Origin of the sequence: Hymenobacter caeli, from assembly GCF_013294115.1 — a bacterium.
Classification (GTDB): Bacteria; Bacteroidota; Bacteroidia; order Cytophagales; family Hymenobacteraceae; genus Hymenobacter; species Hymenobacter caeli.
This window is the reverse complement of record NZ_JABSNP010000003.1, coordinates 58485-85148: the sequence shown is the minus strand read 5'-3', so window position 1 is coordinate 85148 and position 26664 is coordinate 58485. Positions and strand designations below refer to the sequence as shown.

Below are 26664 nucleotides of genomic sequence, written 5' to 3'. Positions count from 1 at the left end.
CGATTCAACGTCCTTGCCGTACCGGCCGCCCGGCCGTCATTGGGCCGCCTCGGCGGCTGAGCCGGCGCCCGCTTCCTCGGAGGTGGGGGCCGGAGCCGCTTCTTCAGTTACTGCTTCTGCTGCTTCGGCCACGGGAGCGGCCTTCTGGGCCGCAGCCTGGCGCTCGTCGAGGTCGTCGTCGTCGGCGAACTCTTGGCGGATAACACGGTAGAGGTCGTCCACAGTTTCCTCTTCCAGCTCGGTGCGGCGCACGATGTCGTCTTTTTTCACGGCCAGCACAGCGCGGCCGGTGTCGAGGCCGATTTTCTTCAGCTCGGCGATGATCCAGGGCTCAATCTCGTCGCTGAACTCTTCGAGCGAGATGTCCTCTTCGTAGTCGATGGCCTCGCGGAACACGTCGATTTCCATGCCCACCAACCGGCTGGCCAGCTTGATGTTGGCCCCGCCGCGGCCGATGGCCAGGCTCACCTGGTCGGGCTTCATGAACACCGACACGCGGCCGTTCTCGGGGTTGATTTTCATCGAGCCCACCTTGGCCGGCGACAGGGCCCGGGCGATGTACAGCTCCAGGTTGTCGGTGTAGTTGATGATGTCGATGTTCTCGTTTTCGAGCTCGCGCACCACCGGGTGGATGCGGCTGCCCTTCATGCCCACGCAGGCCCCCACGGGGTCGATGCGCTCGTCGTAGCTCTCCACGGCCACTTTGGCGCGCTCGCCGGGCTCGCGCACCACGTTTTTGATGGTGATGAGGCCGTCGTAAATCTCGGGCACTTCCAGCTCAAACAAACGCTCCAGGAAGGCCGGGGCGGCCCGCGAGAGAATGATTTTGGGCGTGCCGTTGATGACTTCCACGCGGTGCACCACGGCCCGCACGGTGTCGCCCTTGCGGAAGCGGTCCTTGGGGATTTGCTCGCCCTTGGGCATCACCAGTTCGTTGTCGTCCTTGTCCATGATGAGGGCCTCGCGGCTCCACACCTGGTACACTTCGCCGGTCACGATTTCGCCCACCTGGTCCTTGTACTTCTGGTACAGGTTGTCGCGCTCGAGGTCCTTCACGCGCTGAATCAGCGTCTGGCGGGCCATGAGCACGGCGCGGCGACCGAAGTCTTCCAGCTTGATGGATACCGGCAGAGTTTCGCCCACCTCGAAGTCGGGCTCGATTTTCTGGGCCTCGGCCAGCGGAATCTTGTCGAAATCCCAGATGTCCTCCGAGTTATCGTCCACGATTTCGCGGTTGCGCCAGATTTCCAGGTCGCCGTTGTCGGGGTTGATGATGACGTCGAAGTTGCTGTCTTCCTCAAACTTCTTGCGAATCATCGTCCGAAACACTTCGTCCAGGATGGACATCATCGTGGGCCGGTCAATGTTTTTGCTGCGGGCAAATTCGCCGAAGGATTCGATTAGTTCGTTGCTGTTCATTTTTTTGAGCTGTTAGCTAATAGCGGGGGCTTTCATACAGCCCTTGGCTGTTAGCTTTTTTAAACAAAACGATTGGGCGGCGAGCGGGCCAGGAGAACTTTGGCTAATAGCCGTTAGCTACTATACTAATAGCTAACGGCTCATTTAAAAGAGATAACAACCTTGGCCTCGGTTATGTCCCCAAAGGGGTAAAAGGCAGCGGGCAGGGTGGTTTTTTTGGTTTTGACTTTAACAACTTCTGCTATCTCGACGCCTTCGGGGGTGGCGGCGAGTAGCTCGCCGGTTTTCTCGGTGCCGTCGGCCAGCTTGAGGGCCAGCGAGCGGCCCACGTGGCGCACGTACTGGCGGGGGTCGGTGAGGGGCTGGTCGGCCCCGGGGCTGGTTACTTCGAGCGAGTAAGCGGCTTCTTCGCCGTAGTGTTCGTCGATGCGGCGGGCCAGGCGGCGGCTCACCTTGGCGCACTCCTCGATGCCCAGGCCCAGGGGCCCGTCGAGGGTGACCGTGACCTTGGGCAGCACCGAATCGGAGACGGTAAGGTCCACCATGAACACGTCCACGTCGTCGCCGATGGCGTCGTGGAGCATTTGCAGCACTAAAGCACGGTCGAGGACCATAAATTGACTCGGGCTAAGACAAAAAAAGAGGGGACTGCGCGTCCCCTCTTTTCAGATTGAATACCAAACTTCGGGCACAAAGGTACGGCGCTGCGCCCGCCCAAACAAACCGCCCCGGGGGCCCCTACCTTTGGCGGCCGTCCCGCTTTTTGCCCCATGAAGTTTATTTTGCTGCGCCCGCTGTTCGAGTTTTTGGCGGCGCTGGCCGTGGTGCTGGGCGTGGCGCGGTGGGTAGCGGGCTGGTTTGGCAAGCGCACCCACACTTACCGCGTCACCGGGGCGCGGCAGCTGCGGCTGCTTGCCTGGCCGCTGCTGGCGCTGGGCACCGGCCTGAGCGTGCTGCCGGCCCTGGCCGTGGCCCCAAGCGGCGGGGCCGGCCCGCTCGAATGGCCCTTGGCGGCCGGGCTGGTGGCCGTGGCGCTGGCCCTGGGGGCCCCCGCCCTGGTGCTGCACCTGCGCTACTGGGCGCTGAACCACGAAACCACGCTGGTGCTGGAGCCCCAGGAAAACCGCCTGGAAGTGTACCAGCACGGCCAGCGGCAGTACTTCGAGCGGCGCGACATAGCCCGGGTGCAGCGCGTGACGTGCCGCACCCGGGCCACCTTTTGGGCCCCCTACAACTACGTGCGCCTGCTGCTGCACGACGGCCGCGAAATCGTGCTCACCTCGCTGCTCGCCGACCTGGAGCCGCTGACCGTGTTCCTGCGCTCGGTGCCCACCGACCGGCGCACCGTGGCCTGGGCCTGGGCGTAGCAGTTGGCAGATACCCGCGCTTTTTATAATTGTTCATTGCTTATGGCTGCACCGCTGCTTCATTACCTCGACCAGGGCCAGGGCCGGCCCCTGGTCATCCTCCACGGCTTGTTTGGGACGCTGGATAACTGGCAAACGCTGGCCCGCCGCTGGGCCCAGGACGCCGGCCTGCGCGTCGTCAGCGCGGATTTGCGCAACCACGGCCGCTCGTTTCACAGCCCCGACCACAGCTACGAGGCCATGGCCGCCGACGTGCTAGCGCTGTTTGAGCACCTCGGCCTGGGGCCCGACACGACGCTGATGGGCCACAGCATGGGCGGCAAGGTGGCCATGCGCTTCGCCCTGGGCCACCCCGAGCGCCTGGCCCGGCTCATTGTGGTTGACATCGCGCCGAACTTCTCCGACATGGCCCACCAGGACGAGGTGCTGGCCGGGCTGCACGCCGTGAACCTGGGGGCCCTCACCAACCGGCAGGAGGCCGACGCGGCGCTGGCCCAGCACATCCGGTCGGTGGGCGTGCGGCAGTTTTTGCTGAAAAATTTGTACCGCGACGAGACAAACGCCTTTGCCTGGCGCATCAACTTGCCCGTGCTGGCCGGGGCCATGCCGGCCGTGGGCGAGCAAATTACGGGGAAGCCATTTCTGAAACCGGCCTTGTTCGTGCGTGGCGGCAAGTCGGACTACATCACGGCCAACGACAAGCTATACGTCATCCCCGCGCTGTTTCCCAACTCGGAAGTGGCCACCGTGCCCGACGCCGGCCACTGGCTGCACGCCGAAAAGCCCGACGAAGTGTACGAGCTGGTGCGGGCGTTTGTAGGATAATTGTGATGCCACCCCACTTGGATACGTTTTTAAGTTTCTGCGTTGGAACGTTGCCCTTGCGGCTACGCTGCCTGGTGAAACCTTATTTGCAGGCTTTAGTGCTTTTTGTAGTTGGTTTCGCGGGGCTCACCGCACTGCTTACACCCTGGGCCCTGGGTTACTGGTGGAGCGTTGGAGTACCGGTTACAGCCGGCTTCGGAGCCTGCTGGTGGCTATGGTACTCGTGGGCCCCGCTGGCTCGGAATTACAAAGGCGAAACTCGACTTGCCCCGTTGGTACTGGCCTTGGCAACTTTCGTTACGATGGGTTTTAATTTCAATGCATACCTCTTTTTCCGTCTGGGCGAAGTACGTGACGTACAAAACACAAAGGAATTACTGTTGCCCAGCACGGCTATTTTCTTTCGGTTGCGGGGCCCATTCTACGCCGGTAAGCCCATGATGGGCCGTCACATAGTTCATTACTCGGAATCCGAACGTGGTGGAGCCCGCCGCTATTACGCAAAGTACTATTATGCTTGTCCGCTGCTTGCGTACGCTACGGATACAACCAACATTTTGGTAACGCCGCCCGCGTGGCTGGGTTTTGCTTACGAACAGTTTTTAGGTGAAAATCTATCCTTTGGTAAGCTCGATACACGCCAACAAGATTTCGCGGTTAATTGCGAAGCCCGTGTCAAATCCCTGAATTTGACAAACTTTACCTATTTGGTGCGCGACGAAGAAGTGTCAAATGGCCTTTACCGGGCTGTGCATGCCAGTCGCCTGGCTCCCACCAGTGGAACCCCGCTGCTGCTATTGCCAGCGTGGACACCCTTTGCTCAAAGGGGCAACGACTCATTACACTGGACGCTTTTGCTTACTGCAATCGGCAGTGCGTCTATTGTCCTTTTGCTGCTGGTGATGCCCTTGCGTAAGGACGCAACAACTAACGAATAGCTTATATAAAACGCCAAAAAACACTGGCGCCAGTGTTTTTGACATCCCACGATTCCTCCTTAATAGCTTCCCTTGTCTCTCTACCTCATCCCCACGCCCTTGGCCGACGACACGGCCCCGCAAGTGCTGCCGCCGCAGGTGGTGGCCGCCGTGGGCCGGCTGCCCTATTTCCTGGTCGAGAATGCGCGTACGGCGCGGCGCTTCGTGAAGAGCGTGGCCCCGGCGCGGGTGATTGAGGAGATTCGCTTCGGCGTGATTGACAAGGACAGCACGCCGGCCGAGGTGCGGGCGGCCCTGGAGCCCCTGCTGAAGGAGGGCCTGGAGGCCGGCGTGCTCAGCGAGGCGGGCTGCCCGGGCATTGCCGACCCGGGCGCGGCGCTGGCCGCCGAGGCCCACCGGCTGGGCCTGCGCGTGGTGCCGCTGGTGGGGCCCTCGTCGCTGCTGCTGGCCCTGATGGCCTCGGGCCTGAACGGGCAGCAATTTGCTTTCCACGGCTACTTGCCCATCGAGAAGGGGCCCCGGGCCACGGCCATCAAGGCGCTGGAGCGCGAGGCCCAGCAGCGCAACCAGAGCCAGCTGTTCATCGAAACGCCCTACCGCAACGGGGCCCTGTTCCTGGATTTGCTGGCCCACTTGCAGCCCGCCACGCGGCTGTGCGTGGCGGCCGATGTGACGGGTGCGGGCGAGTTCATTCGCACGCTGCCGGTGGGCGAGTGGCGGCGGCGGCCCGCACCCGAATTACACAAGATTCCAACCGTATTTGTACTAGGGGTATAAAAACATACCAAAAGCACAAAAGGGGGCGCCGGCGGTGAAGCATTTTCACCGCCGGCGCCCCCTTTTGTGGTTGCAGACTTAGCCCACCAGCACCGTTTCGCCGTGCTGGCTGGTGTCGAGGCCGTGGGCTTCGTTCTCGGCGTTCACGCGGATGGGGATGAGCAGGTTGGTGAATTTGTAGAGCAGGAACGAGCCGCTGAACGTGAAGGCCGAGATGAACACCAGGGCCCCCAGGTGCTTCCAGAGCAGCACCGCCGAGCCGGTGGTGGCCAGGCCGCCCTCTTTGGCGAATACGGCCGTGAGCACCATGCCCACGAGGCCGCCCACGCCGTGGCACGGGAACACGTCGAGGGTGTCGTCGAGGCTGGTGCGGTTTTTCAGCTCCACGGCCAGCGAGCTGACGGCCGCGGCCACCACGCCAATGAACACGGCCGGCCCGTAGCCCACGTAGCCCGCGGCGGGCGTGATGGCCACCAGGCCCACCACGGCCCCCACGGCCGCGCCCACCGCCGAGGGCCGGCGGCCGCGCACTACTTCAATCAGCATCCAGGTGAGCATGGCCGCGGCCGACGCCATGTGCGTGGTGAAAAAGGCCTGCACGGCTACCGCGTTGGCCGCCAGCGCCGAGCCGGCGTTGAAGCCGAACCAACCGAACCACAGCAGGCCGGTGCCGAGCAGCACGAACGGCACGTTGGGCGGCACGTGCTGGTGGCCGTCGGCGTGGCTTTGGCGGCGGCCCAGGGCCAGGGCCCCGGCCAGGGCCGCGAAGCCCGCCGAGATGTGCACCACCGTGCCGCCCGCGAAGTCGAGCACGCCCCACTTAAACAGGAAGCCGTCGGGGTGCCAGGTCCAGTGGGCCAGGGGGCAGTAGATGAGCAGGCTGAACAGGCTGATGAACAGCAGGTAGCCCCAGAACCGGATGCGCTCGGCGAAGGCCCCGCTGATGAGGGCCGGCGTGATGATGGCGAACTTGAGCTGGAACGCCGCGAACAGCACCAGGGGCAGGTTGGGGGCGATGCGCGGGTGCGGGGCCGTGCCCACGTGGTTGAAGAGGAAAAACGTGCCGGGGTTGCCCACGAAGCCGCCGATGCTGTCGCCGAAGGCCAGCGAGAAGCCCACCACGTACCACAGCATCGAAATCACGGCCAGCGCGATAAAGCTTTGCAACAGGGTGGAAATCACGCTTTTCTTGTTCACCATGCCGCCGTAGAAGAAGGCCAGGCCCGGGGTCATCAGCATCACCAGGCCCGAGGCGCTCAGCATCCAGGCGATGTCGGCGGGCTCGAAGGCCTTGGGCTTGGCCTCGGGGTGCACTTGGGGCACGAACGCCGCCGCGCAGGCCAGCACCAGCAGGATGCCCAGGCAGATGGCCGACACCCGCTGCTTGCGGGCCGCGCTGGCGTCAGTTTCAATACCGTCTGATTCGAGTTCAGTTATCATTTGTTAGAGGATAGGTTGTTTTCAGGGGTCATCCTCGACAAAAATATAGATTATTTATAAAAAGTACTCCTATTTGAGGAGCCATATTCTTTTTTTGTTTCTACTGAAATGGCCACGTCTGGCTAACCGCTGCCACTGGTTTAGCCCCCAACTGGTCCAACCGAACGCAACGCACCCGGCCTGCCAGCGGCCAACCGGGCGCGGGGCCCCTCACGCCAAACCGATGGTGAACGCCGTGCGCCCCCCGGGCCCGGGGGCCAGGCCGAACGCGAAGCCGTGGGCCAGCAACACGTCGCGCACCAGCGTGAGGCCGATGCCCTGCCCGCCGCGCTTGGTGCTGAAAAAGGCCGTGAACAGCCGCTCGCGCACTTCGGGCGTGAGCGGGGCCCCGTCGTTCTCAATGCTGAGGCTGAACGGGTTGGCCGTAGTCCGCACCCAGATGTTGCCGTCCGCACCGATGGCTTCGAGGGCGTTTTTGGCCACGTTCAGCAGGGCTTGCTCCAGCTGCGGCGCGTCGGCCTCGATGACCAGCGGGGCGGCGGCCAGCTCCCAGTGCCAGGCCACGCGGCGCTCGGCGCTCTGGGGCCCCAGCAGGCGGCCCAGGTTGCGCAGCAGGGCGTGCACGTCGGTGGGCGCGAGCTGGGGCGCGGGCAGGCGCACGAGGCGGGCAAAGTCGGCGATGAAGCTGGCCAGCTGCGTGTTGCGGGCAATGCTCACGTCGAGCGCCTCGGTGAAATCGGGGCGGTCGGCGGGGGCCAGCTGGGGGGCGTAGTGCTGGAAGCTGCCCAAAATGGAGTTGATGGCCCCGATGGAGTTGTTGATTTCGTGCGACATGAGCCGGATGAGCTGCTCGTAGGCCTGCTTTTCCTGCTTGATCAGCTCCTGCGTCAGCTCCTCCAGCACGATGAACCGGCGCGTGAAGCCCCGGTCGAGGAAGTGCGCGGCCTGGGCCCGGTAGGCTTGCAGGCCCGAGAGGCGCAGCGCCCGCGGCTGGCCCTCGGCCAGGGCCCCCAGCGCGGGGCCCCAGGGCCCCGGTAGGGCCCCCAGCGGCTGGCCCAGCCAGGCCGGGGGCCCCGCGCCGGCTGGACCGATGAAGCGCACCGCCGCCGCGTTGGCCTGCTCCACATTCCCCTCAAAATCAAGCACCAAGATGCCGGCCGGCGAGGCTTCGATGAGGCGTTCGAGCAGGATGCTTTTCTCGTGCTGGCTCACCCGCTCGCGGCGCAGCGCGTCGATCATGGCGTTGTAAACGCCGATGAGCTGGTCCATTTCGCGCTGGCCCACGGGCACGAATTTCAGGGTGAAATCGCGGGCCTGCATGGCCGCCGTACCCGCCGCAATGAGCTGCAACGGCCGCACGAAGCCCCGGTAGAGCTGCGCGCTCAGCACGAGGCTGCCCAGCAGCAGCAGCTCGGTGGCGATGAACAGCACCGCGTTGGTGGTGCGCAACTGGGCCGCCAGCGCCACCAGCACGGCGTGGATGACCACGACGAAGAGCAGAAACTTAACCCGCAGGCTCATCATACCGGCTCGTCGTAAGGAATGCCGTACTTGTCGAGGCGCCGGTACAGGGCCCCGCGGCTGAGGCCCAGGGCCCGCGCCACCCGGCTCAGGTTGCCCTGGTGCTGGGCCACGCTTTGGCGAATGGCCTGGGCCTCCAGCTGGTCGAGGGTGAGGGTGCCGGGCACGGCTGGGGCCCCGGGGGCGACCAGCGGCACTGGGGCCCCGGCGCCACTCTGCTGGAAATCGGCGGGCGTCAGCTCGTCGTGGCCGCTGATGAGCACGGCGCGTTCGACCAGGTTTTTCAGCTCGCGGATGTTGCCGGGCAGCGGCTGGGCTTGTAGCCAGTGCAGCGCCGGGGCCCCCACGCGCAGGCCGGGGCGCTGGTAGGTGGCGCGTAGCTGGGCCAGGAAGTGGCGCACCAGCAGGGGCACGTCGTGGGGCCGCTCGCGCAGGGCGGGCAGGTGCAACGTGATGAGGTTGAGGCGGTAAAAGAGGTCTTCGCGGAAGCGGCCCTGGGCCACCAGCTCGGCCAGGTTCTTGTTGGTGGCGGCCACCACGCGCAGGTCGAGGCGGCGGGGCTTGCTGTCGCCGAGCACCTCGTAGGTGCGGTCTTGGAGCACGCGCAGCAGCTTCACCTGGCTGGCCAGCTCCAGCTCGCCAATTTCGTCGAGGAAAATAGTGCCGCCGTTGGCCAGCTCGAAGCGGCCCACCCGGTCGGCCTTGGCGTCGGTGAAGGCCCCGCGCCGGTGGCCAAACAGCTCGCTCTCGAACAGCGACGACGAGATGCCGCCCAGGTTCACCTTCACGAAGGGCTGGCCGCGGCGGCGGCTGTTGTGGTGCAGGGCCTCGGCAATGAGCTCCTTGCCGGTGCCGCTTTCGCCCTCGATGAGCACCGCCGCGTCGGTGGCCGCCACCTGGCCCACCTGGCGCAGCACGGCCAGCAGGCGCTCGTCTTCGCCCACAATATCAGCCAGTTGAAACTGCTTGTCCAGGGCCCGGCGGCCGGGCGGGGCCCCGGCGGCGGCGGGCCCGGGGCCCCGTAGCGCCAGCGCCGTGCCGATGGTTTGGAGCAGGGCGTCGTTGTGCCAGGGCTTGGTCACGAACTCGGCGGCCCCGGCCTTCATGCCGGCCACGGCCAGCGCAATGGAGCCCCAGCCAGTGATGAGCACCACCGGTACCAGCGGGGCCAGCTGCTTGATTTCGCGCAGCAACGCCAGGCCGTCGTCGCCGGTGGTGGCGCGCGAGAAGTTCATGTCGAGCAGCACCAGCGCCGGCGTTTCGGCGCGCACGGCGGCCAGGGCCCCGGCGGGGCCGTCGGCGGCACGGGTGGCGTAGCCGGCCTGCTTCAGCAGCAGGCCCAACGAGGTGCGCACAGCCAGGTCGTCGTCGACGATGAGGATCATAGGGGGAATGAAGCGGTTTCGATTTTAGGCCGCCGCTGGGGAACCTCACCCCCGGCCCCTCTCCGGCGGAGAGGGGTGCGTTCAAAATGTTTGTTCAAGAACTGGCTCCCAGCTGACGCCTGGCACCCCTCTCCGCCGGAGAGGGGCCGGGGGTGAGGTTCCCCGGCTGCACACCTGCAAAAAAGAACGGCGCGGGTCCCCGGGGCCCCGCGCCGTTCCAAGCGCAAATTAAACCTACATGCTGCGCACGCTGCCGCCGCTGCCGGTGTGCTTCGTGACGGTGGGCGAGCCCTGGTACTTGATGCTGGCGCCGCTGCTGGCTTCGGCCACCAGGGCCTCGCGCACGGCGATTTTCAGGGTGCTGCCGCTGCTGGCCTGGGCCTCGCACTTGTCGGTTTGCAGGTCTTTACCGTTGAACACCGAGCCGCTGCCGGTGCGGATGTCGAGGTGCGGGGCCTTGCCCTTGAGGGTGACGACGGAGCCGCTGCCCTGGCGCACGGTGAGGTCGGTGGTGGCGATGTCGGCCCGCAGCGAGGCCCCCGACGACACGTCGAGCTGGAAGGTGGGGGCCGCGTAGTCGCCCTTGGCGTCCACGGCCGCGCCGCTGCCGGCCGTGAGGGCCGTGAGCTGGTCGGCCGTCACGGCCACGCGCAGGTTTTGGGTGCTGGTGTTGCGGCGGGTGTCGCTGTCGGGGGTTTCGTAGCGGATGTTCAGCACGCCGTCCTCCACGGTGGTTTTGATGCGGTCGCGCAGCTCCGGGGTGTTGGCGCTTACCGCCACGCGCTGGTCGTGGCCGGCGGTGAGGTCGAGGGCAATGCCGGTGCCCACTTTGACGGCGTGGAACGCGGCCACCGGGCGCACCTGCGCATCGGTGGTTTGGGCGAGGACGGGCACCAGGGCCCCCAACGAGAGCAGGGCGGGGAGAACGAAATTTTTCATGTGAGAAGTGGAAAGAGAAAAGGAAAGAAGGTGAAGCAAGGATTTGGCGCGGGTACCGGGCCCCGGGCGGGTTCGTTACAGCGGCCGGCAAATAAACCTGGGGCCACCGGGCCGCAAGATGCAGCCGGAGCGCCGCCGGTTGCCCGGGGCCCTAAAAAACGACGCCGCGCCGTTAGGCCCGTACCGCGCCGGTGGGCCCCCGGGGCCCTCATTCCTCACGCAGCGCCACCGCTGGCCGGATGCCCGCCGCCTGCCAGCTCGGCTGCGCCGCGCATACCGCCGCAAAGGCGTACACCAGCGCCACGGCCAGCGCCAAGCCCACGCCGTAGAGCGCCGCCGGCAGCCCAAACACGCCCAGCAGCGGAAACTGCACGGCCACTAGTACGCCCGGCCCCACCGCCAGCGTGGTGATAATCAGCGTTTCGGCCACGAACTGCCCGCTGATGCCGGGCCCCGTGGCCCCCACCGCCCGCCGCAGCCCAATCTCGGCCCGGCGCCGGCTGATGGTTTGCCACAGGGCCCCAAACAGGCCCAGCGCCACGTTCAGCAGCAAAAATCCGCTCACCAGGGCCCCGGCAATGATGGGCGCCAGGGCAGTTTGCAGGCCCGCGGCGCGGCTGTCGGCCAGGGAAATTACGCCGGTGCTCCACGTTTTGGCAACGGCGGCCACCGTGCGCACCAGCCGTTCTTCGAGGGCCGCGCCGCTACCGGGGCGCACCCGCACCAGCAGCGTGTACGACACCCGATGACTGGCACTATCAGCCAGGTTATGGCAAGTAAACACCACCGGGCCCGGGGCCCCCAGGTCGCCGCCCGCCCGGTACGAGCCCACCACGCCCACCACCAGGGCGTCGCCGCTTTCCTGGCCAGTGGTGAAGTGGCGCACCTGTAAGCGCTGGCCCAGCGCCGGCCCGTGCGGAAACAGGGCCTGCCGCAGCTCGCGGTTGATGACGACGGGGCGCAGCGCGCTGTTTTCGTGCGGCTCAAACCAGCGGCCTTCGAGCACCGCCATTTGCAGCAGCGGGGCGAAGCGGTGGTCGGCCTCCACCTCGTCGCCGGCCAGTGGCGGGCCCCCGGGCCCGGTGCTGATTTTAACGCTCATACTGTACGTCGAAAACGGCGTGCCGAAAGCGCCGAGGCTAACGTCGGCCACGCCGGGCGTGGCCCGCAGCTGGGCCAGCAGGCGCGCCACGGTGGGAATGGCCGCCGCGGGGTCGTTGTTGGTGCTCAAACGCAGCTCCCACACGTCGGCGTAGGCGAAGCCCGGGGCGCGGCGCAGGCCCTGCGCGGCCACGGCCACCAGCGTGCCCAGCCCAAACAGCACCAGGAACGAGAGGAACAGCTCGGCGATGAGCAGCGCGTTGGCCCGCTTGCGGTGCCAGATGATTTTGAGGAGGTGCCGGATCATGCCGCTGCGTTTTTAAGGGCCTGGATGGCCGGAAGTTTGGCCATGCGGTAGGCCGGGTAGGCCCCCGAAAGCAGCCCAAATACCAGGCTGCCCAACAGCGCCCAGCCGAACACCGCCCAATCGACGCCGATGGGCCCGTAGGCGGCCAGGTAACCGCTGCCCAGCCCGCGCAGCACCGCCGCGGCCAGCGCCAGGCCCGCCACGCCGCCCAGCAGCGTCAGCACCAGGGTTTCGACCAGGAACTGGCCCGCCAGGGCCCCCGCCGTAGCGCCGAAGGCTTTGCGGATGCCGATTTCGGCGGCGCGCTCAGCCATGCGGCTCACGTTCATGGTCACCAGGTTTAGGGCGGGCAGCAACAGCAGCAGCGCTATGGCCCCGGCGCACAGGGTCCAAAACAGGCGGGCCGGGTTGTCGGACCACGCGTAGCGGGCCAGCGCGTGGCCGGCCACCGAGTTGGCGAAGGTATCGAGCGGAATTTCCAGGTGCATGTTGGGCTCCATCGGCACCGCCTTCACGGCCCGGGCAAAGGCGGCACGCACGGCCGGGGCGGCCGCCGGGCTGGGCAGCAATACCAAGGCTTCCGACTGGCCGAAGGGGTTGTCGGCCTGCAACTCCTGCGAAGTGAGGTCGTAGGGGACCCACACGTCGGCGTAGGCGTGGAAGCGCACGGCGGGCACGTCGGCCACCACGCCCAGCACGCGGTAGTTTTTCTGGTCGATTTCGATGGGACGGCCTACTGCGCCGCGCACGGCTCCAAAGTACGCCCGCGCCGTGCGGGCGCTGATGACGGCCACTCGCTCCGCGCCCGCGGCCCGGGCCGTGTAGGGCCCCCCTTCCAAAAACCGGAAGCTCAGCACCTGCCAGAACCCCGCATCGGCAGTTTTCAGGTTGAGGGCCAGCTTATGGCCGCGCACGTAGGCCACCACGGGCAGCGGCTCGGCCGCGGCAATGGCGACCGGGGCCTGGGCGCGCAGCGTGCCCGCGGTTTGGTCCAGCAGCGAGTAGCTGGAGTGCATGTGCAGCAGCGTGCCGCCCATGTCGAGGTGCATCAGGGCGGTGCAGAGCAGGCGGTCGGGGTGGGTTTCGGGGGTGCGGGGCCCCGCGGCGGCCGTGTACAGGGCCACGGCCACCAGCAGCCCCATCAGCGTGGCCCCGATGCCGACCAGGCTGAGCAAGGTGAAGAACTTGCGCCGTAGCAAGACCTTCCAGGCCATCTTTAAGTGATTGAGGAGCATCGACGCAGGTTTTTGGGTAACAACTATTCTTCACGCAGGGCCACGGCCGGCTGGATGCCGGCGGCCAACCTACTGGGGTACAAGGCGCAGCCCACCGCCAGCGCGTACAGGCCGGCCGCCGCCGCCGCCATCGCGGTGAAGTACACGCCGGCCGGCACGTTGAAGGCCCCCAGCAGCGGGAACTGCACCGCCACCAGCAGCCCCAGCAGCAAGCCAAACGTGGTGAGCACCAGCACCTCGCCCACCACCTGCCCGCTGATGCCCCCCGCCGTGGCCCCCATAGCCCGGCGCACGCCCAGCTCGGCGCGCCGCTGGTTGATGGCTTGCCACAGCACGCCAAACAGGCCCAGCGCCACGTTCACCACCAGGAACACGCAGACCAGCACCAGGGCCCCAAGGGGCGTCAGGGCCTCCTTCAGCTGGGCGGCGCGCTGCTTCGGGAGCGTCGTAATACCCACGTTCCAGCCCTTGGCAATGGCCAGCGTTTCGGTGCGCATTTGCCGCTCCAGCAGGCCCCCGGCCCCCGGCCGCACCCGCAGCAGCAGGGCTGAAGCTTCGCCCCAGGCGGTATCCTGCGGGCTGACGCGCATGAGAAGGGCGGGGCGCAGCGCTTCCAGGTCGCCGTCGGACCGAAACTGTTCGACGACGCCCACCACCCGGAACTGCTCGTCGGAGCGCAGCACCACCTGCCCCAGCGGCGACTGCCGCGGGAACAGCTGCTCGGCCAGGTCGCGGGTGAGCACGGCCGGCGGCAGGGCCGCCCCATCGTCGCGCCGGCCGAACCAGCGGCCCGCCACCAGGGGCAGCTGCAACACCTCGCGCAGGTCGTCTTCTACATAGAAGCCACTGGCTCGCGTGGCCCCCTTGCCCTCTTTGCCCGCTCCCACGTCGGTATTATTGAAGCTACCCGAAAACGGGGTGTTGGACGAGGTGCGCCCCACGGCCACCACGCCCGGCAGGGCCCGCAGCCGCGCCATTACCCGGCGCACCGTGGCCAGGCGGCCGGCCGGGGGCTGGGTGCCGGGGTCGAGGTCCACGCGCCACACCTGCGCGTAGGCGAAGCCCAGCGGCGTGCGGTAGTTGCGCTGGTAGTTGGCCAGCAGGCTGCCGACCACGAACAGGACCACGAAGGCCAGGAACATCTCGGTGATGAGCAGGAAGTTGGCCCGGCGGCGGTTCCAAACCAATGTGAATAAGTGGCGGATCATGCGGGGTTGCTTGCGCCTTTAAGGGCCTGCACGGCCTGGAGTTTCGACATTTTGTAGGCCGGGTACACCCCCGACAGCAATCCGAAAAGCAGGATGATGACCACGGCCCCCAGGAAGACCCGGCCGTTGAGCTCGAACTGCGTGTAAGCCACCAGGCCGCTGGTATTAATGAAGTGCAGCGCCGCCGCGGCCAGCCCCAGGCCCAGGGCCCCGCCCAAGGCCGTCAAAAACAGGTTCTCGACCAGAAACTGCCGAACCAGGGCCCCGCTGGTGGCCCCGAACGCCTTGCGCACCCCGATTTCGGAGCTGCGGTCGCGGATGCGGCTCACGTTGACGTTCACCAGGTTCAGGGCCGGCAGCAGCATGAACAGCAGCAGCAGCCCGGCGCCCGCCTGCCCGAACCATACTACCCCGTCGTCGGGGCCGTCCTCGCCCAGCCGCTCGCGCACCGTGGTGGCCAGCAGCGAGCCGGCGTAGAGCCGCACCTCCGTGCACCACTTGTATACGGCCGTGGGCGGGGGCACCTGGCGCACGGCCCGGGCAAATTCCTGCTGAATGGCCGGCACGTCGGCCGCCCGCCGGGCCAGCAAAATGGCCATGCAGGAGCCCATGTACTCCGCGTTGTGAATGTCCTGGGTGCTGGTCGTGATGGGCATCCACACCTCGGCGTAGGTGAACACGCGGGACGCGGGCACGTCGCGCACCACGCCCACCACCCGGTAGCGCACTTCGTCGGTGACGATGGTGCGGCCCAGCACGCCGCGGGCGGCGCCGAAGTAGTTGCGGGCGGTGCTCTCGTTGATGACGGCCACGTGGGCCGCCGCGCGCACTTCCTGCGGGTTGTAGGGCCGGCCTTCGAGGAAATCAAAGTCCAGCACCTGCCAGAATTCGCCGTCGGTGTACTTCTGGGCCAGCTCGAGCTTGGTGTTGCCCACGTAGGCCACGGCCACGCCGTGGCCCGTGCTGATGGATACCTTTTCCGGCGTGCGCAGCGGGCGGATGTAATGCTCCAGAAACGAGTAGCTGGGGTGGCCGCCGTTTTCCGTTTGCGGCGACCAGAGGTACAGGGAGCTGGTGAACAGCAGCCGGTCCACGCGCTTTTCGGGCGTGTGGGGCCCCACCGTGTGGTCGTACAGGGCGTACACCACCAGCAAGATCATCAGCGTAAAACTGATGCCAAACAAGCTGATGAACGTGAAAAACTTGCGTCGCTGCAAGACCTTCCAAGCCATTGTCAAGTAATTCCAGAACATAAAGAGACTGGTTTAGAAAGAAAATTTATTCTTCGCGCAGCGCCACAGCCGGCTGAATGCCCGCGGCCAACCGGCTGGGGTACAGCGCGCAAATCACCGTCAGCAGGTAGACAAGCCCGGCGGCCAGGGCCATGGCCGTGCCGTACACGCCTACTCGCACGCCCAGCACGCCCAGCAGCGGGAACTGCGCCGCCACCAGCAGCCCCAGCGCCAGCCCGAACGTGGCCACCACCAGAATCTCGCCCAGAATCTGCCCGCTGATGCCGCCGGCGCTGGCCCCGATGGCCCGCCGCAGCCCAATCTCGGAGCGGCGCTGGTTGATGGTCTGCCACAGCACCCCGAACAGGCCCAGGGCCACGTTCACGATGAGGAACACGCAGGTGATGACCAGGGCCACCAGCGGCGTCAGCACGGTTTTCATCTGCTTGTCGCGCGCCTCCGCGAGCGGGGTGATGTTGCTGCTCCAGCTCGGGCCAATAGCGCGGATATCGGCGCTGATTTGCTTCTCCAGGGCCCCACCGGCGCCGGGCTGCACCCGCACCAGCAGAGTTTCGAGGTGCTCGAAAGTGGTGTCTTGAAGGCCGTTGCGCAGGAAAATAGCCTGCTTGGGGTCCGCAAAGTCGCCGTCGGCGCGGTAGGTGGCCGTCACGCCCACAATCCGCTTTTTCCCGTCTGCGACGACGAATTTGCCCACCGCTGTTTCGTCTGGAAACAGCAGTTCCTTCATGTCGTGCGAAATAACGACCACCGGGGCCCCGTCGTCGCGCCGGTCGAACCAGCGGCCTTCCTCCAGGGGTACTTGGAGCACATCGCCGGCCGCGTCGTCTACCCGATAGACGTTGCTGGGGGGCCGGAAAATCCGCTGGTCGGGGCGCTCGATGTTGCTTGAGTTGTGACTGTTGCTGAACGGCGTGTTCGAGCCAGTGCGCGTCACGGCGCGCACGCCGGGCAGCGACTTGATACGCTGAATGATTTGCTGCTGGGTAGCGTAGCGCTCGGCCTTGGGCTGAATGCCGGGGTCGAGGCCGACTTCCCACACTTGCTCGTAGGCGAAGCCCAGGGGGGCCCGGTAGTTCTGCCAGCGGTACACCAGCAGACTGCCCACCACAAACAGCACCACGAAGGCCAGGAAAATCTCCACAATCAGCAAGGCGTTGGCCCGCTTACGGTTCCAGATGAGGGTAAATAAGTGCTTCAGCATTAGTTGGTTCCTCCCTTTAAAGCTTGAATGGCGGGTAGCTTTGACATCTTATAAGCCGGGTACACCCCCGACAGCAACCCGAAAAACAGCACCGCCCCCAGCGCCACCGCAAACACCCGCGCGTTTAGGGCAAACTGCGCGTACTCGATGACGCTGCTGCCGTTGAGCAACGCCAGGGCCCCGGCGGCCAGCGCTAGGCCCAGCACCCCGCCCACAAGCGTGAGAAAAAGGTTTTCGACCAGGAATTGCCCCACCAGCCGCCCCGCCGTGGCCCCGAACGCCTTGCGCACCCCGATTTCGGAGGAGCGCTCCAGCATCCGGCTCACGTTCAGGTTCACCAGGTTCAGGGCCGGCAGCAGCATGAATAGCAACGCCATGCCCCAGGCGATGCGCCCGAACCGGGCCACGCCGTCGTCGGGCTCATCGTCGTTGCGGCTCACGAAATTGCGCACCGTGTTGGCCAGCAGCGTATTGGCATAGATGCGTAGCTCGGTGAACTCCTTGGGGTCCTGTACCGGCACGTGGCGCATCACTTGCTTGAATTCTTCCTGCATGGCCGGCAGGGCTTCGGCGCTGGGGGCCAGCAGAATGGCCATGCAGTTGCCGAAGTAGTTGGGCTCGTGCACGTCCACGGTCAGGCCGAGGGGTATCCAGATGTCGGCCGTGCTGAGGTAGCGGGCGGCGGGCACGTCGCGCACCACGCCCACCACCCGGTAGCCAACGGCGTCGGCCTCGATGGTGCGGCCCACCGCGCCCGCCACCGCCCCGAAGTAGCGGCGAGCCGTGCTCTCGTTGATAACGGCCACGTGGGCGTCGGTGCCCACCTCCTGCACCGAGTATGGCCGGCCGGCCAGGAAGTCGAAATCCAGCACCTGCCAGAACACGCCGTCGGTACCCTTCAGGCTCAGCTTCAGCTTGGTGTTGCCCACGTAGGCTACCGCATAGCTGCCGCCCGTGGCGATGGATATCTTTTCGGGTGTGCGCAGCGGCCGCACGTAGCGATTCAAAAACGAGTAGCTGGGGTCAGAATTACCCTGGCTGTTGGGCGACCACAGCCCGATGTGCGTCACGAACAGCAGCCGGTCCACGCGCCGTTCGGGCGTGTGGGGCCCCACGGTGTGGTCGTACATGGCGTACACCACCAGCAAGATCATCAGCGTGAAGCTGATGCCGAACAGGCTGATGAACGTGAAGAACTTGCGCCGCTGCAAGACCTTCCAGGCAATTTTGAAGTAGGAAAGGAGCATGGTATCAGTTATGAGTTAAAAGTTATGAGTTATGAGTTTTTGCTTGAGCATAAGAGACTGACGACCAACTTATAACTCATAACTTTTAACTCATAACTCTTCTCACCCCACCTGGCTGCCGTCGAAAAGGCGGATGAGGCGCTGGGTTTTCAGGGCCTGCTGCTCGTCGTGGGTCACCATCACGATGGTGGTGCCGTGCTCGCGGTTCAGGCCCAGCAGCAGGTCCATTATTTCCTCGCCCATCACCGAGTCGAGGTTGCCGGTGGGCTCGTCGGCCAGGATGATTTCCGGGGCCCCGGCCAGGGCCCTAGCAATGGCCACCCGCTGCCGCTGCCCGCCCGAAAGCTGGCTGGGGAAGTGCCCGGTGCGGGCGCTCAGCCCCACCTTGTCCAGCGCGGCCAGGGCCCGCTGGCGGCGCTCCTTGCCGCCCATGCCGGGCCGGTACAGCAGCGGCAGCTCCACGTTATCGAGCACCGCGAGGTCGTTAATCAGGTGGTAGCTCTGGAAAACGAAGCCGATTTTCAGGTTGCGCAGCCCGGCCAATTCTTTGTCGGAATACGACTGCACGGGGCGACCATCCACGGCCACGGTGCCGTGGGTGGGCTCGTCGAGCAGCCCCATCAAGCTCAGCAGCGTGGACTTGCCGCAGCCGCTGGGCCCCATGATGGACACGAACTCGCCGCGCCCGATGGTAAGGTTGATGCGGTGCAAGGCCACCGTTTCGATGGTCTTAGTTTGGTAGATTTTCTCGATGTCGGTGAGCTGGAGCACCGGCGCGGCGGAGGTTTGCATGAGGGAGAAAGAAGGGGTTAAGAAGGGTCGTCGCTGAGGGCAACTTGGCGGTCGAAATCGTAGAGCGTGAGGGCCCGCAGGCGGTAGTGGGCCACCCAGCCGGCGCGCAGGGCCAGGATGTAGCCGCGCCGGGCCCCGTCCTTGGCGGCCTGGGCAATAATCAGGTCGGTGAGGCTGAGGCGGCCGGCCTCGTAGGTGGCGCGGGTGATGGCGTAGCGGCGCTGGGCCAGCGCGTCGGCGCGGGCGGCCAGGCCCACCTGCTGGCCCAGGGGCCCCAGCTGGCGGGCCTGCACCAGCACGGTTTGGGCAAAGGTGGCCTCGTCCTGGGCCACGTTGCGCTGCTCCTGGTCACGGTTCAGCTCGGCGGTGCGCACCAAGCTTTGGCGGCGGCCCCAGTCCACGAGCGGCAGGCTGAAGGCCAGGCTGACTTGCTGCTGGTTTTGCAGGCCCAGGTAGCTGGCGCCCAGGCGGTCGGCCTGGTTCACGTAGCCCAGGTTGGCCAGCAGCGTGGCCTGGAAGCCGGTGGTGCCGCGGGCGTAGGCCACGTCGCGGGCCGCCAGCAGCAGCCGGCGCTGAAAGGCCAGGGGCGCGGCGCGGTGCTGGCGGGCCTGGGCCAGGGCCTCGGTGGGCACCACGGGCGGGGCCGGGGCGGGCACGGGCACGGCCAGCGCGGGGGCGGCCCCGGCCTGGGGCCCCGGCAGGCCGGCGTAGGCGGCCAGGGCCACGGCGGCGTTTTCGGCGTCGAGGCCGGCCTGGGTTTGAGCCTGTTGGGCGTTGAGCAAGTTCAGCTCCAGCTGAATGACATCGCTCTGCGAGAGGCGGCCCAGGCGGTAGCGCTCCTGGCCCACGCGCAGCAGCTCGGCGGTGGCGCGGGCGTTTTGGGCGGCCACGGCGGCGTTCACCTGCTGCACCAGCACGTCGAAGTACAGCTCGGTGGCGCGCTGGGCCACGGTTTCGCGGTCTTCGGCAAACTGGCGTTGGCTCTCGCGGTAGCGCAGCGGCTCCACGGCCCGGGCCCAGCGCAGCGGGTTGAAGTAGCCGATGGGCTGCGTGAGGCCGAGCGTAAAGGGTTGGTTGTTATACTGCTTAGTATTGCCGTTGAAGTTATCGAACCGCTGCACCTGCGAGCCCAGCACCACCTGCCCGCCGGTCAGGCCGATGTTCTGCGTCACAGCCACGCCCAGCGTCGAGTTGTTGTAGCGCACCGACTGGAACGCCGTGGTGCCATCGGGCTGCACCACCGGCGCAATCAGGCGGTTGAAGTTGGGCAGCACGCCCGTCAGGCCCAGCTGCGGGCGGAAGCTGGCCTGGTAGGCGCGGTAGGCCCAGTAGCCGGTTTCGCGGTTGGTGCGCGCCTGCTGGCCCACGGCGGCGCGGCCCTGGGCCTGGGCCACCACGTCGGCCAGCGTCAGGCTGTCGGCGGCGTAGGGGCCCTGGGCGCGGGCGGTTGAGGCCGCTGTTATTAAAAGAATTATGAGAGCGGTAACCGTGCGAAATGTAGCGCGGACTTTGTAGCCCGCGGCTTTCGCTTCGTCCTGCCGGTAATCGTTCAGCGACCGGGCAGAGCCGTGGACTACAAAGTCCGCGCTACAGCGCATTAGTCCTATTAAAGTAAAGAGCGTTTTCATGGGCGACGGCGTTAATCGTGGAGCGCCAGCTCGGGCGTTTCCAGGTGGTCTTTCATGTCCGATACCACTACCTCGTCGCCGGCCTGCAAGCCACTGGTTATCTGCACGTAGTCGAAGTTGCTGTCGCCGAAGCGCACCACTTTCCGCAGGGCCTTGCCGCCGCGCACCACGAACACCGCCTGCTCCTGCCCGCCCTGGTAGAAGGGGCCGTTTTTGATGCGCAGCACGTGCGGGTGGGCACGGGTGATGACGAACACGTCGGCGCGTAGGTTGGCGCGCAGGGCCGGGGCGTGGTCGTTGGTTAGTTGGGCGTAAAAGGTCACCACGCCCTTGTCCACGGCCGGGCTGATGCTGGCCACGGTGCCGCGCAGGTCGGTGCCGTTGGCGCGCACCACCACGGGGTCGCCGGGGTGCAGCTGGCCCGCGTAAGCGTCCGAAAGCGTGGCCCGCACCCGAAAGCGGCTGAGGTCAGCCACCCGGGCCAGGGGCTCGCCGGCTGGCACGGCGGCCCCCAGGTTGTCGTTCACCCAAGTCAGCACGCCCGGCTGGGGGCTGCTGATGTCGGCCTGGCGCAGCTTGCCGGCCAGCTCGGCAATGCTGCGCTGCTGCATCGAGACGGTGTAGCCCAGCTCGCGCACATCGGCGGCGCTGGCCCGGCGCTGGTTGGCGAGCTGGCGGGCCAGGCGGTCGGCCTCCAGGCGGGCCACGGCCAAGTTCAGCTCGGCCTGGCGCACGGCCTCGGCCGTGCCGCCCCCGATTTCGAGCAAGTGTTGCTCGTCCCGCAGAGTCGACTGCAAGCTCCTGACCTTCACGGCCTGCGAGGCCGCTTGGGCCCCCAGGTCGTTGAGGTGACCTTCGAGGGCCAGGCGCAGCTGGTCGTTCTTGTTCTGGTTGCGCAGCTGCTCGTCGTCGAGCTTGGCCAGGGCCCCCTGCGAAGCTTCTTTGTCGAGCTCCAGGATGGTTTGGCCGGGGGCCACCTGGGCCCCCACGGCCACCGCCACCCGCCGGATGGTGCTGGCTATCGGGCTGGAAATCACGGCCTCGTGGGCCGGAATGATGGTGCCGGCCGCGGTGAGGGCGGCTTCCACGTCGCCGGTTTCCACGCGGGCCGTCAGCACGTCGGCGCGGCGCAGGCTGGGCTGCAAGGCCTTGCGCAGGCCCCACCAGCCGGCCACGGCCAGCGCCAGGGCCCCCAGGCCCAGCAGCCACTGGCGGCGGCGGCGGTTCGTTTGAACGGATGGGGCAAGGGCTCTGTCCATTTTCGGGCACTGTAGAGATTGGTTCTACCCTACTTTGCCAAGCCGCGTGCCAATTCTATAATTAATTGATTTTCATTAATTTGTAATAAAAACCCATAGAAAACAGGTTGTAAAAACTGTCCATTTTTGGACACCTGCCCGGTAATGGACGGTTGGTGAGGCCCCGCCCCGGGGAACCTCACCCCCGGCCCCTCTCCTGCGGAGAGGGGTGCGTTCAATAGGCTTGTTTGAGAACTACCGTGTCACCGAGGCGCAGGTCGAGCGCGGCTATCGGGGTGCGTTTAATATGCTTGTTTGAGAGCTGGCCCCTAGCTGACAACTGGCACCCCTCTCCGCAGGAGAGGGGCCGGGGGTGAGGTCCCCCTAGCCGGGCCCCCAGCACAACCCATTCCCAAAATCGGCCTACTTTCGCCCCATGACCATTCGCCTCCCCTTGCTCCTACTTGCCACCACACTCCTGAGCGCAGCCCCCACGCCGAAGCAGCTGGTGGTGCCGGGCCGCAGCCTGGGGCAAGTAAAGCTGGGCCTGGCCCCGGCCGCCGCCCACCTGCCCACCACGCCGCCCAACAGCAGCGACGGGGCCATGGGCAAGGCCTGGGTTTCGTGGTACGGGCCCCGGCCGGCCCACGGGGCCCCCACCGAGCTGGACGTGTACACGGCCCCCCCGGCCGGCGACGACGGCAGCCACCGCTCGGTGCAGGTAGTGCGGGCCACGTCGCCTTACTTCCAGCTGGCCAACGGCTTGCACGCGGGCTCGACCCTGCGCAGCATCCGGGCGGCCTACGGGGCCCTGCCGCTGGCCACCACCTACAGCGTGCCCGGCGGCGTGCGCTACCTCTACGACGCGGGGGCGAAAGGCATTGCCTTCGAAACCAACGGCAAAGCCCTGGACAGCAAGTGCACCGCCGTTATCGTGCACCTGCCCAAGCTGGCCGCGAAGAAGTTCTACGTGTCCATGGGCCAGTACCTGCACGGGCGTACCAAGCCGCGCTAGGGGCCCCGGAAGCATTTAGCAACAAGAATCGCCGGCGATGAAGAGCCATCATGCAGCGCGTAGGCAAAGCATCTCACCTGGGGGAACCTCACGAGACCCCCGCGGGGCGGGCCCCTCTCCAAAAGAGAGGGGTGCGTTCAACGATTCAAACTGGCTTAAAGCGGACGACTGGCACCCCTCTCTTTTGGAGAGGGGCCCGCCCCGCGGGGGTCTCGTGAGGTTCCCGCGCTCGGGGTCCTAGCTGCCCCAGATTTGCCAGATAAGCACCGAGGCGGCGTAAGCGAGGCCGGTCATGTACACGAGCTGGGCGGCGGGCCAGCGCCAGCTTTTGGTTTCGCGGTAGGTCACGGCCAGCGTGCTCATGCACTGCATGGCGAAGACGTAGAATACGAGCAACGAGAAGGCCCGCGCCGGCGTGAAGAACGGCTTGCCGTCGAGCCCTTTTTCGGCCCGCAGCTTCTGCTGCACGGTGCCCATGTCGGCGTCCTGGCCCACGCTGTAGATGGTGCTCATGGTGCCCACGAACACCTCGCGGGCGGCGAAGGAGGTGAGCAGCGCGATGCCGATTTTCCAGTCGAAGCCCAGCGGGCGGATGGCCGGCTCCAGTGTCTGGCCGAACGAGCCGGCGTAGGAGGTTTCGAGGCGGGCCGAGGCCACCTGGCGGCCCAGCTCGGCGGGCGTCCAGTGGTGGATGGCGGCTTCGCGGCGGGCCTGAGCCTCGGCCACGGCCTGGCGCTGGCCGGGGCCGTAGCTGGCCAACCCCCACAGCAGCACCGAGATGGCTACGATCACCTGGCCGGCCTGCCACACGAAGGCCCGCACTTTTTGGTAGATGGTGAGGCCCACGTTCTTCCAGCGCGGCCACTTGTACACCGGAAACTCCATGATGAAGTAGCTCCGCTCGCGGGCCTTCAGCAGCACTTTCAGGAGCCAGGCCGAGCCCAGGGCTGAGAACAGGCCGAGCAGGTACAGGCCCATCAGCACCACGCCGCGCAGGTTGAAAAAGCCCACGCTTTCGGCCGGCACCACCAGCGCCACCAGCACCGTGAACACCGGAATGCGCGCCGAGCACGACATCAGGGGCGTCACGAAAATGGTGATCATGCGGTCCTTCCAGCTCTCAATCGTCCGGGCCCCCATGATGGCCGGCACGGCGCAGGCCAGGCCCGAAATCAGCGGCACCACGCTCTTGCCGCTCAGCCCAAAGGGCCGCATCAGCTTGTCCATGAGGAAGGTAACGCGGGCCATGTAGCCGGTTTCCTCCAGCACGGCCAGGAAGGCGAAGAGCAGGGCAATTTGGGGAATGAAGATGAGCACGCCGCCCAGGCCGGCCAGCACGCCCTCCGTGAGCAGGCGCGTGAGGGGCCCCGGCGGCAGGGTGTTTTGCAGCCAGCCGCTCAGGGCCCCAATGCTTTGGTCGATGAGGTCCATCGGGTACTGCGCCCAGGCGAAAATGGCCTGGAACAGCAGGAACAAAACGGCCAGAAAAATCAGGTAGCCGCCCACCCGGTGCGTCAGCACCCGGTCGATGCGGTTGCTGACGGGCTCGCGCTGCTCGGTGCGCGTCACCGTCACGGTTTCGAGCAGAATCTCGTTGATGCGGGCGTAGCGCCCAATGGTTTCGCTGGCCTGCTGGGCCGTGCCATCGAAGGCGTATTCCTGCACCAAGCCCTGCACGTAGGCGCGGTCTTCGGCGCTGAGGAAGGCCAGGTACTCGGCCTGCTGGGCGTAGTGCAGGGCCAAGTAGTCGCTGTGGAGCTGGAAGTGGGTGCGCAGCCGCTGCACCAGCGGGTGCACCGCCGCGTCGGGCTGCCAGAAGCGCACGGGCGGGGCGGCCAGGCGCTCGGCCATCACAATTTTGAGGGCCGCCACGCCGCTGCCGTTGCGCGCGTTCATGGGCACCACGGGCACGCCCAGCTCGGCCTCCAGGGCCCCCAGGTCGATGTGCACGCCGTGGCGCGCGGCCACGTCGGTCATGTTCAGGGCCAGGATGGCGGGCAGGCCCAAGTCGGCCAACTGGCTGAACAGCAGTAGGCTGCGGCGCAGGTTGCTGGCGTCCACCGTCACCACCACAAAGTCGGGGTAGCTGGTCGAGGACGGATCGTAGAGCAGGTCGGTGATGACGCGCTCGTCCAAGCTTTTGGGGTAGAGCGAGTAGGTGCCGGGCAGGTCCACAATCTCGGCCCGGCGGGCGGGCGTGAGCTGGGCCCAGCCGCTCTTGCGGTCCACCGTCACGCCGGGGAAGTTGCCCACCTTCTGGTTAAGGCCGGTGAGCTGGTTGAAGAGCGAGGTTTTGCCCGAGTTGGGGTTGCCGATGAGGGCGATGCGCATGGGCCGCGCCGGGGCCTCCGGGGCCGGGGGGCCCGCCGCCGGCAAAGCCGCGGTGGTCCGGGGGGCTGCCATGCGCTTCGTTATCAGTCCTTAAGCACGATGGTGGCCGCCTCGCTGCCTCGCAGCGAGAGCGTGTACTCCTCGTCGCCGAGCACCAGCATCAGCGGGTCGCCGAGGGGGGCGCGGCCGCTCAGGCGCACCGTGACGCCGGGCACGCAGCCCATGTCGAGCAGCTTGAGGGCCATCACGGGGTCTTCCAGGCAGCAAATGGTGCCGGTTTCGCCCACGCGCAGGTCGCGGGCCGTGCGCCGAGTAGCAGGAGCAGAGGGGGAAGAAGCCACGGGGGGCATACGCATTTTATTTAGAAAGGATTTAAACAAAGGTACGGCCCCGGCGGCATTTGCCGGCGCTCCCGCGGCCCCTTTGCAGCGGGGGCAGAAGCAGGCAAGAAACAGTGAAGCGAAAAGAAGAATAATTGTTTAAGACAATTTTTTTTACAATATCTTTCGGTCACAATTTGCAGTATTTACCGTTGAACTACTCAATCATGTTGAAACGCTTACTTTTTATTGCATTATTAGGGGTTACATTACCTATCTTCGCTCAGGCACAGTCCGGGCAAGTGCTACTTAAGGGGGTAATCGTGGACCAGGCCACCAAGGAGCCGCTGCCTTTTACTTCCATCGGCTTGAAGGACGAGCAAATCGGGGCCCTGAGCAACGAGCACGGCCAATTTGTGGTGCCCGCGCCTACTAAAAATGCCCAGGACACGCTGCTCATCATGGCACTGGGCTACGTGCGCAAAACCGTGGTGGTGAAGCGCGGCGCGGCCCTCGACAACCTCACCATTGAGGTGCCCAAGCAGGCCGTGGCCCTGAAAGAAGTAACGGTGAAGTCGGGCAAGGTGAAAAACCTGGGCCTCGGGGCCAAAACCAACAACCCCGGCGACGGCATGATTCAGGGCCAGGCCGGCTCGCAGTACGCTTTCTTCGTGAAAAACGACAAGAACAAGCGCCTCGGGGCCGTGCGCACCGTCTCGTTCTACATCGGCGAGAACGGCTTCCCGCGCGAGCCCTTCCGCGTGCGCCTCTACAAGGCCGACGGCAACTACAACTCGCCCAACACCGACCTGCTCACCGAAAACGTGGTGGTGTCGGCCCCGCAGGGCGGCCAGTGGTACACCGTGGACCTGACGCCCTACAACGTGGTGGCCCCCGACGAAGGGTTTTTCGTGGCCATGGAGTGGGTGGTGAGCGGCGACAAGTTCTTCACCACCAACTTCATGGACGACTACACGCCCTACGGCCAGATCATGAAGCCCACCTTCGAGTTCAAGGAAAGCCGCACCTGGACCTACAGCATCGGCAAGGGCTGGAACCTGATGACGCTGGCCAACGGCAACGGCCAGCGCTACAACGCCATGATCAAGGCCGACGTGGACATGATTAAGTAACTATCCTATTGCTACCCCGCTTACCCGCGGCGGGGCCGGGGCCG

At 66.0% G+C, this 26664-nt stretch carries 23 protein-coding genes; 6 read left to right on the top strand and 17 right to left on the bottom strand.

The annotated features are described in order from the left end of the window. Positions 1-36: 36 nt before the first annotated feature. Positions 37-1419, bottom strand: coding sequence for a transcription termination factor NusA (nusA, locus tag HNP98_RS03845; RefSeq protein WP_173808736.1), 1383 nt, complete (start codon positions 1417-1419; stop codon positions 37-39). Positions 1420-1559: 140 nt separating this feature from the next. Beyond that, entirely contained in the window at positions 1560-2033 is a 474-nt protein-coding gene (locus tag HNP98_RS03840; RefSeq protein WP_173808735.1) for an LSm family protein, read from the bottom strand. Positions 2034-2189: 156 nt separating this feature from the next. On the opposite strand from HNP98_RS03840, the gene HNP98_RS03835 reads away from it, so the two are divergent. From HNP98_RS03835 to HNP98_RS03820, 4 genes are all read left to right on the top strand, one after another. Next, complete coding sequence (locus HNP98_RS03835) at positions 2190-2786, top strand: hypothetical protein (protein ID WP_173808734.1); 597 nt, start codon at positions 2190-2192, stop codon at positions 2784-2786. A gap of 42 nt (positions 2787-2828) precedes the next feature. Beyond that, complete coding sequence (locus HNP98_RS03830; RefSeq protein WP_173808733.1) at positions 2829-3611, top strand: alpha/beta fold hydrolase; 783 nt, start codon at positions 2829-2831, stop codon at positions 3609-3611. A 17-nt stretch (positions 3612-3628) separates the two neighbouring features. Continuing rightward, entirely contained in the window at positions 3629-4549 is a 921-nt protein-coding gene (locus HNP98_RS03825) for a hypothetical protein (RefSeq protein ID WP_173808732.1), read from the top strand. A 72-nt stretch (positions 4550-4621) separates the two neighbouring features. Then, complete coding sequence (locus tag HNP98_RS03820; protein WP_173808731.1) at positions 4622-5326, top strand: SAM-dependent methyltransferase; 705 nt, start codon at positions 4622-4624, stop codon at positions 5324-5326. A 78-nt stretch (positions 5327-5404) separates the two neighbouring features. Here the strand turns inward: HNP98_RS03820 and HNP98_RS03815 are convergent, their stop codons facing one another. The 13 genes from HNP98_RS03815 to HNP98_RS03755 all read right to left on the bottom strand — a co-directional run bounded on the left by HNP98_RS03815 (position 5405) and on the right by HNP98_RS03755 (position 21842). Further along, positions 5405-6766 carry an ammonium transporter gene (locus HNP98_RS03815; protein WP_173808730.1) on the bottom strand — a complete coding sequence of 454 codons (1362 nt, stop codon included), beginning with the start codon at positions 6764-6766 and terminating at the stop codon, positions 5405-5407. A gap of 210 nt (positions 6767-6976) precedes the next feature. After that, positions 6977-8290, bottom strand: a complete 1314-nt coding sequence (locus HNP98_RS03810) for a sensor histidine kinase (RefSeq protein ID WP_246274964.1) — start codon at positions 8288-8290, stop codon at positions 6977-6979. Beyond that, positions 8287-9672 (bottom strand): sigma-54-dependent transcriptional regulator, encoded by a 1386-nt coding sequence (locus tag HNP98_RS03805; RefSeq protein WP_173808729.1) that lies wholly within the window; start codon positions 9670-9672, stop codon positions 8287-8289. Before HNP98_RS03805 ends, HNP98_RS03810 begins: the two co-directional genes overlap by 4 nt. A gap of 234 nt (positions 9673-9906) precedes the next feature. Further along, on the bottom strand, positions 9907-10611 hold the full coding sequence (locus HNP98_RS03800) for a head GIN domain-containing protein (RefSeq protein ID WP_173808728.1): 705 nt from the start codon (positions 10609-10611) through the stop codon (positions 9907-9909). Between the two features lie 208 nt (positions 10612-10819). Beyond that, positions 10820-12019: an ABC transporter permease gene (locus tag HNP98_RS03795; protein ID WP_173808727.1), complete on the bottom strand. Its 1200-nt coding sequence runs from the start codon at positions 12017-12019 to the stop codon at positions 10820-10822. Continuing rightward, the gene (locus tag HNP98_RS03790; RefSeq protein ID WP_173808726.1) at positions 12016-13254 is read right to left on the bottom strand and encodes an ABC transporter permease; all 1239 of its coding nucleotides are present in this window, start codon (positions 13252-13254) and stop codon (positions 12016-12018) included. Before HNP98_RS03790 ends, HNP98_RS03795 begins: the two co-directional genes overlap by 4 nt. 23 nt (positions 13255-13277) lie before the next feature. Beyond that, complete coding sequence (locus HNP98_RS03785; RefSeq protein ID WP_173808725.1) at positions 13278-14462, bottom strand: ABC transporter permease; 1185 nt, start codon at positions 14460-14462, stop codon at positions 13278-13280. Then, positions 14459-15694, bottom strand: a complete 1236-nt coding sequence (locus HNP98_RS03780) for an ABC transporter permease (RefSeq protein WP_246274963.1) — start codon at positions 15692-15694, stop codon at positions 14459-14461. Before HNP98_RS03780 ends, HNP98_RS03785 begins: the two co-directional genes overlap by 4 nt. Positions 15695-15740: 46 nt before the next feature. Continuing rightward, the gene (locus tag HNP98_RS03775) at positions 15741-16916 is read right to left on the bottom strand and encodes an ABC transporter permease (protein ID WP_173808723.1); all 1176 of its coding nucleotides are present in this window, start codon (positions 16914-16916) and stop codon (positions 15741-15743) included. Further along, a complete protein-coding gene (locus HNP98_RS03770; protein ID WP_173808722.1) occupies positions 16916-18163 on the bottom strand; it encodes an ABC transporter permease in 1248 nt (415 codons plus the stop codon). The genes HNP98_RS03775 and HNP98_RS03770 overlap by 1 nt, the downstream gene beginning before the upstream one ends. 102 nt (positions 18164-18265) lie before the next feature. Then, positions 18266-18955: an ABC transporter ATP-binding protein gene (locus HNP98_RS03765; RefSeq protein ID WP_217425646.1), complete on the bottom strand. Its 690-nt coding sequence runs from the start codon at positions 18953-18955 to the stop codon at positions 18266-18268. Positions 18956-18972: 17 nt separating this feature from the next. Then, positions 18973-20583, bottom strand: coding sequence for a TolC family protein (locus HNP98_RS03760; protein ID WP_173808721.1), 1611 nt, complete (start codon positions 20581-20583; stop codon positions 18973-18975). An 11-nt stretch (positions 20584-20594) separates the two neighbouring features. Continuing rightward, positions 20595-21842, bottom strand: a complete 1248-nt coding sequence (locus tag HNP98_RS03755; protein WP_173808720.1) for an efflux RND transporter periplasmic adaptor subunit — start codon at positions 21840-21842, stop codon at positions 20595-20597. A gap of 415 nt (positions 21843-22257) precedes the next feature. On the opposite strand from HNP98_RS03755, the gene HNP98_RS03750 reads away from it, so the two are divergent. After that, on the top strand, positions 22258-22836 hold the full coding sequence (locus HNP98_RS03750; RefSeq protein ID WP_173808719.1) for a hypothetical protein: 579 nt from the start codon (positions 22258-22260) through the stop codon (positions 22834-22836). 237 nt (positions 22837-23073) lie between these two features. Here the strand turns inward: HNP98_RS03750 and feoB are convergent, their stop codons facing one another. Together feoB and HNP98_RS03740 are read right to left on the bottom strand one after the other, a co-directional pair. Next, positions 23074-25239, bottom strand: coding sequence for a ferrous iron transport protein B (feoB, locus tag HNP98_RS03745; protein WP_173808718.1), 2166 nt, complete (start codon positions 25237-25239; stop codon positions 23074-23076). 11 nt (positions 25240-25250) lie between these two features. Then, positions 25251-25523, bottom strand: coding sequence for a FeoA family protein (locus tag HNP98_RS03740; RefSeq protein WP_246274962.1), 273 nt, complete (start codon positions 25521-25523; stop codon positions 25251-25253). 191 nt (positions 25524-25714) lie between these two features. Between HNP98_RS03740 and HNP98_RS03735 the strand changes: the two genes are divergently transcribed. Further along, positions 25715-26620, top strand: a complete 906-nt coding sequence (locus tag HNP98_RS03735; RefSeq protein ID WP_246274961.1) for a carboxypeptidase-like regulatory domain-containing protein — start codon at positions 25715-25717, stop codon at positions 26618-26620. The last annotated feature ends 44 nt before the right edge of the window (positions 26621-26664 follow it).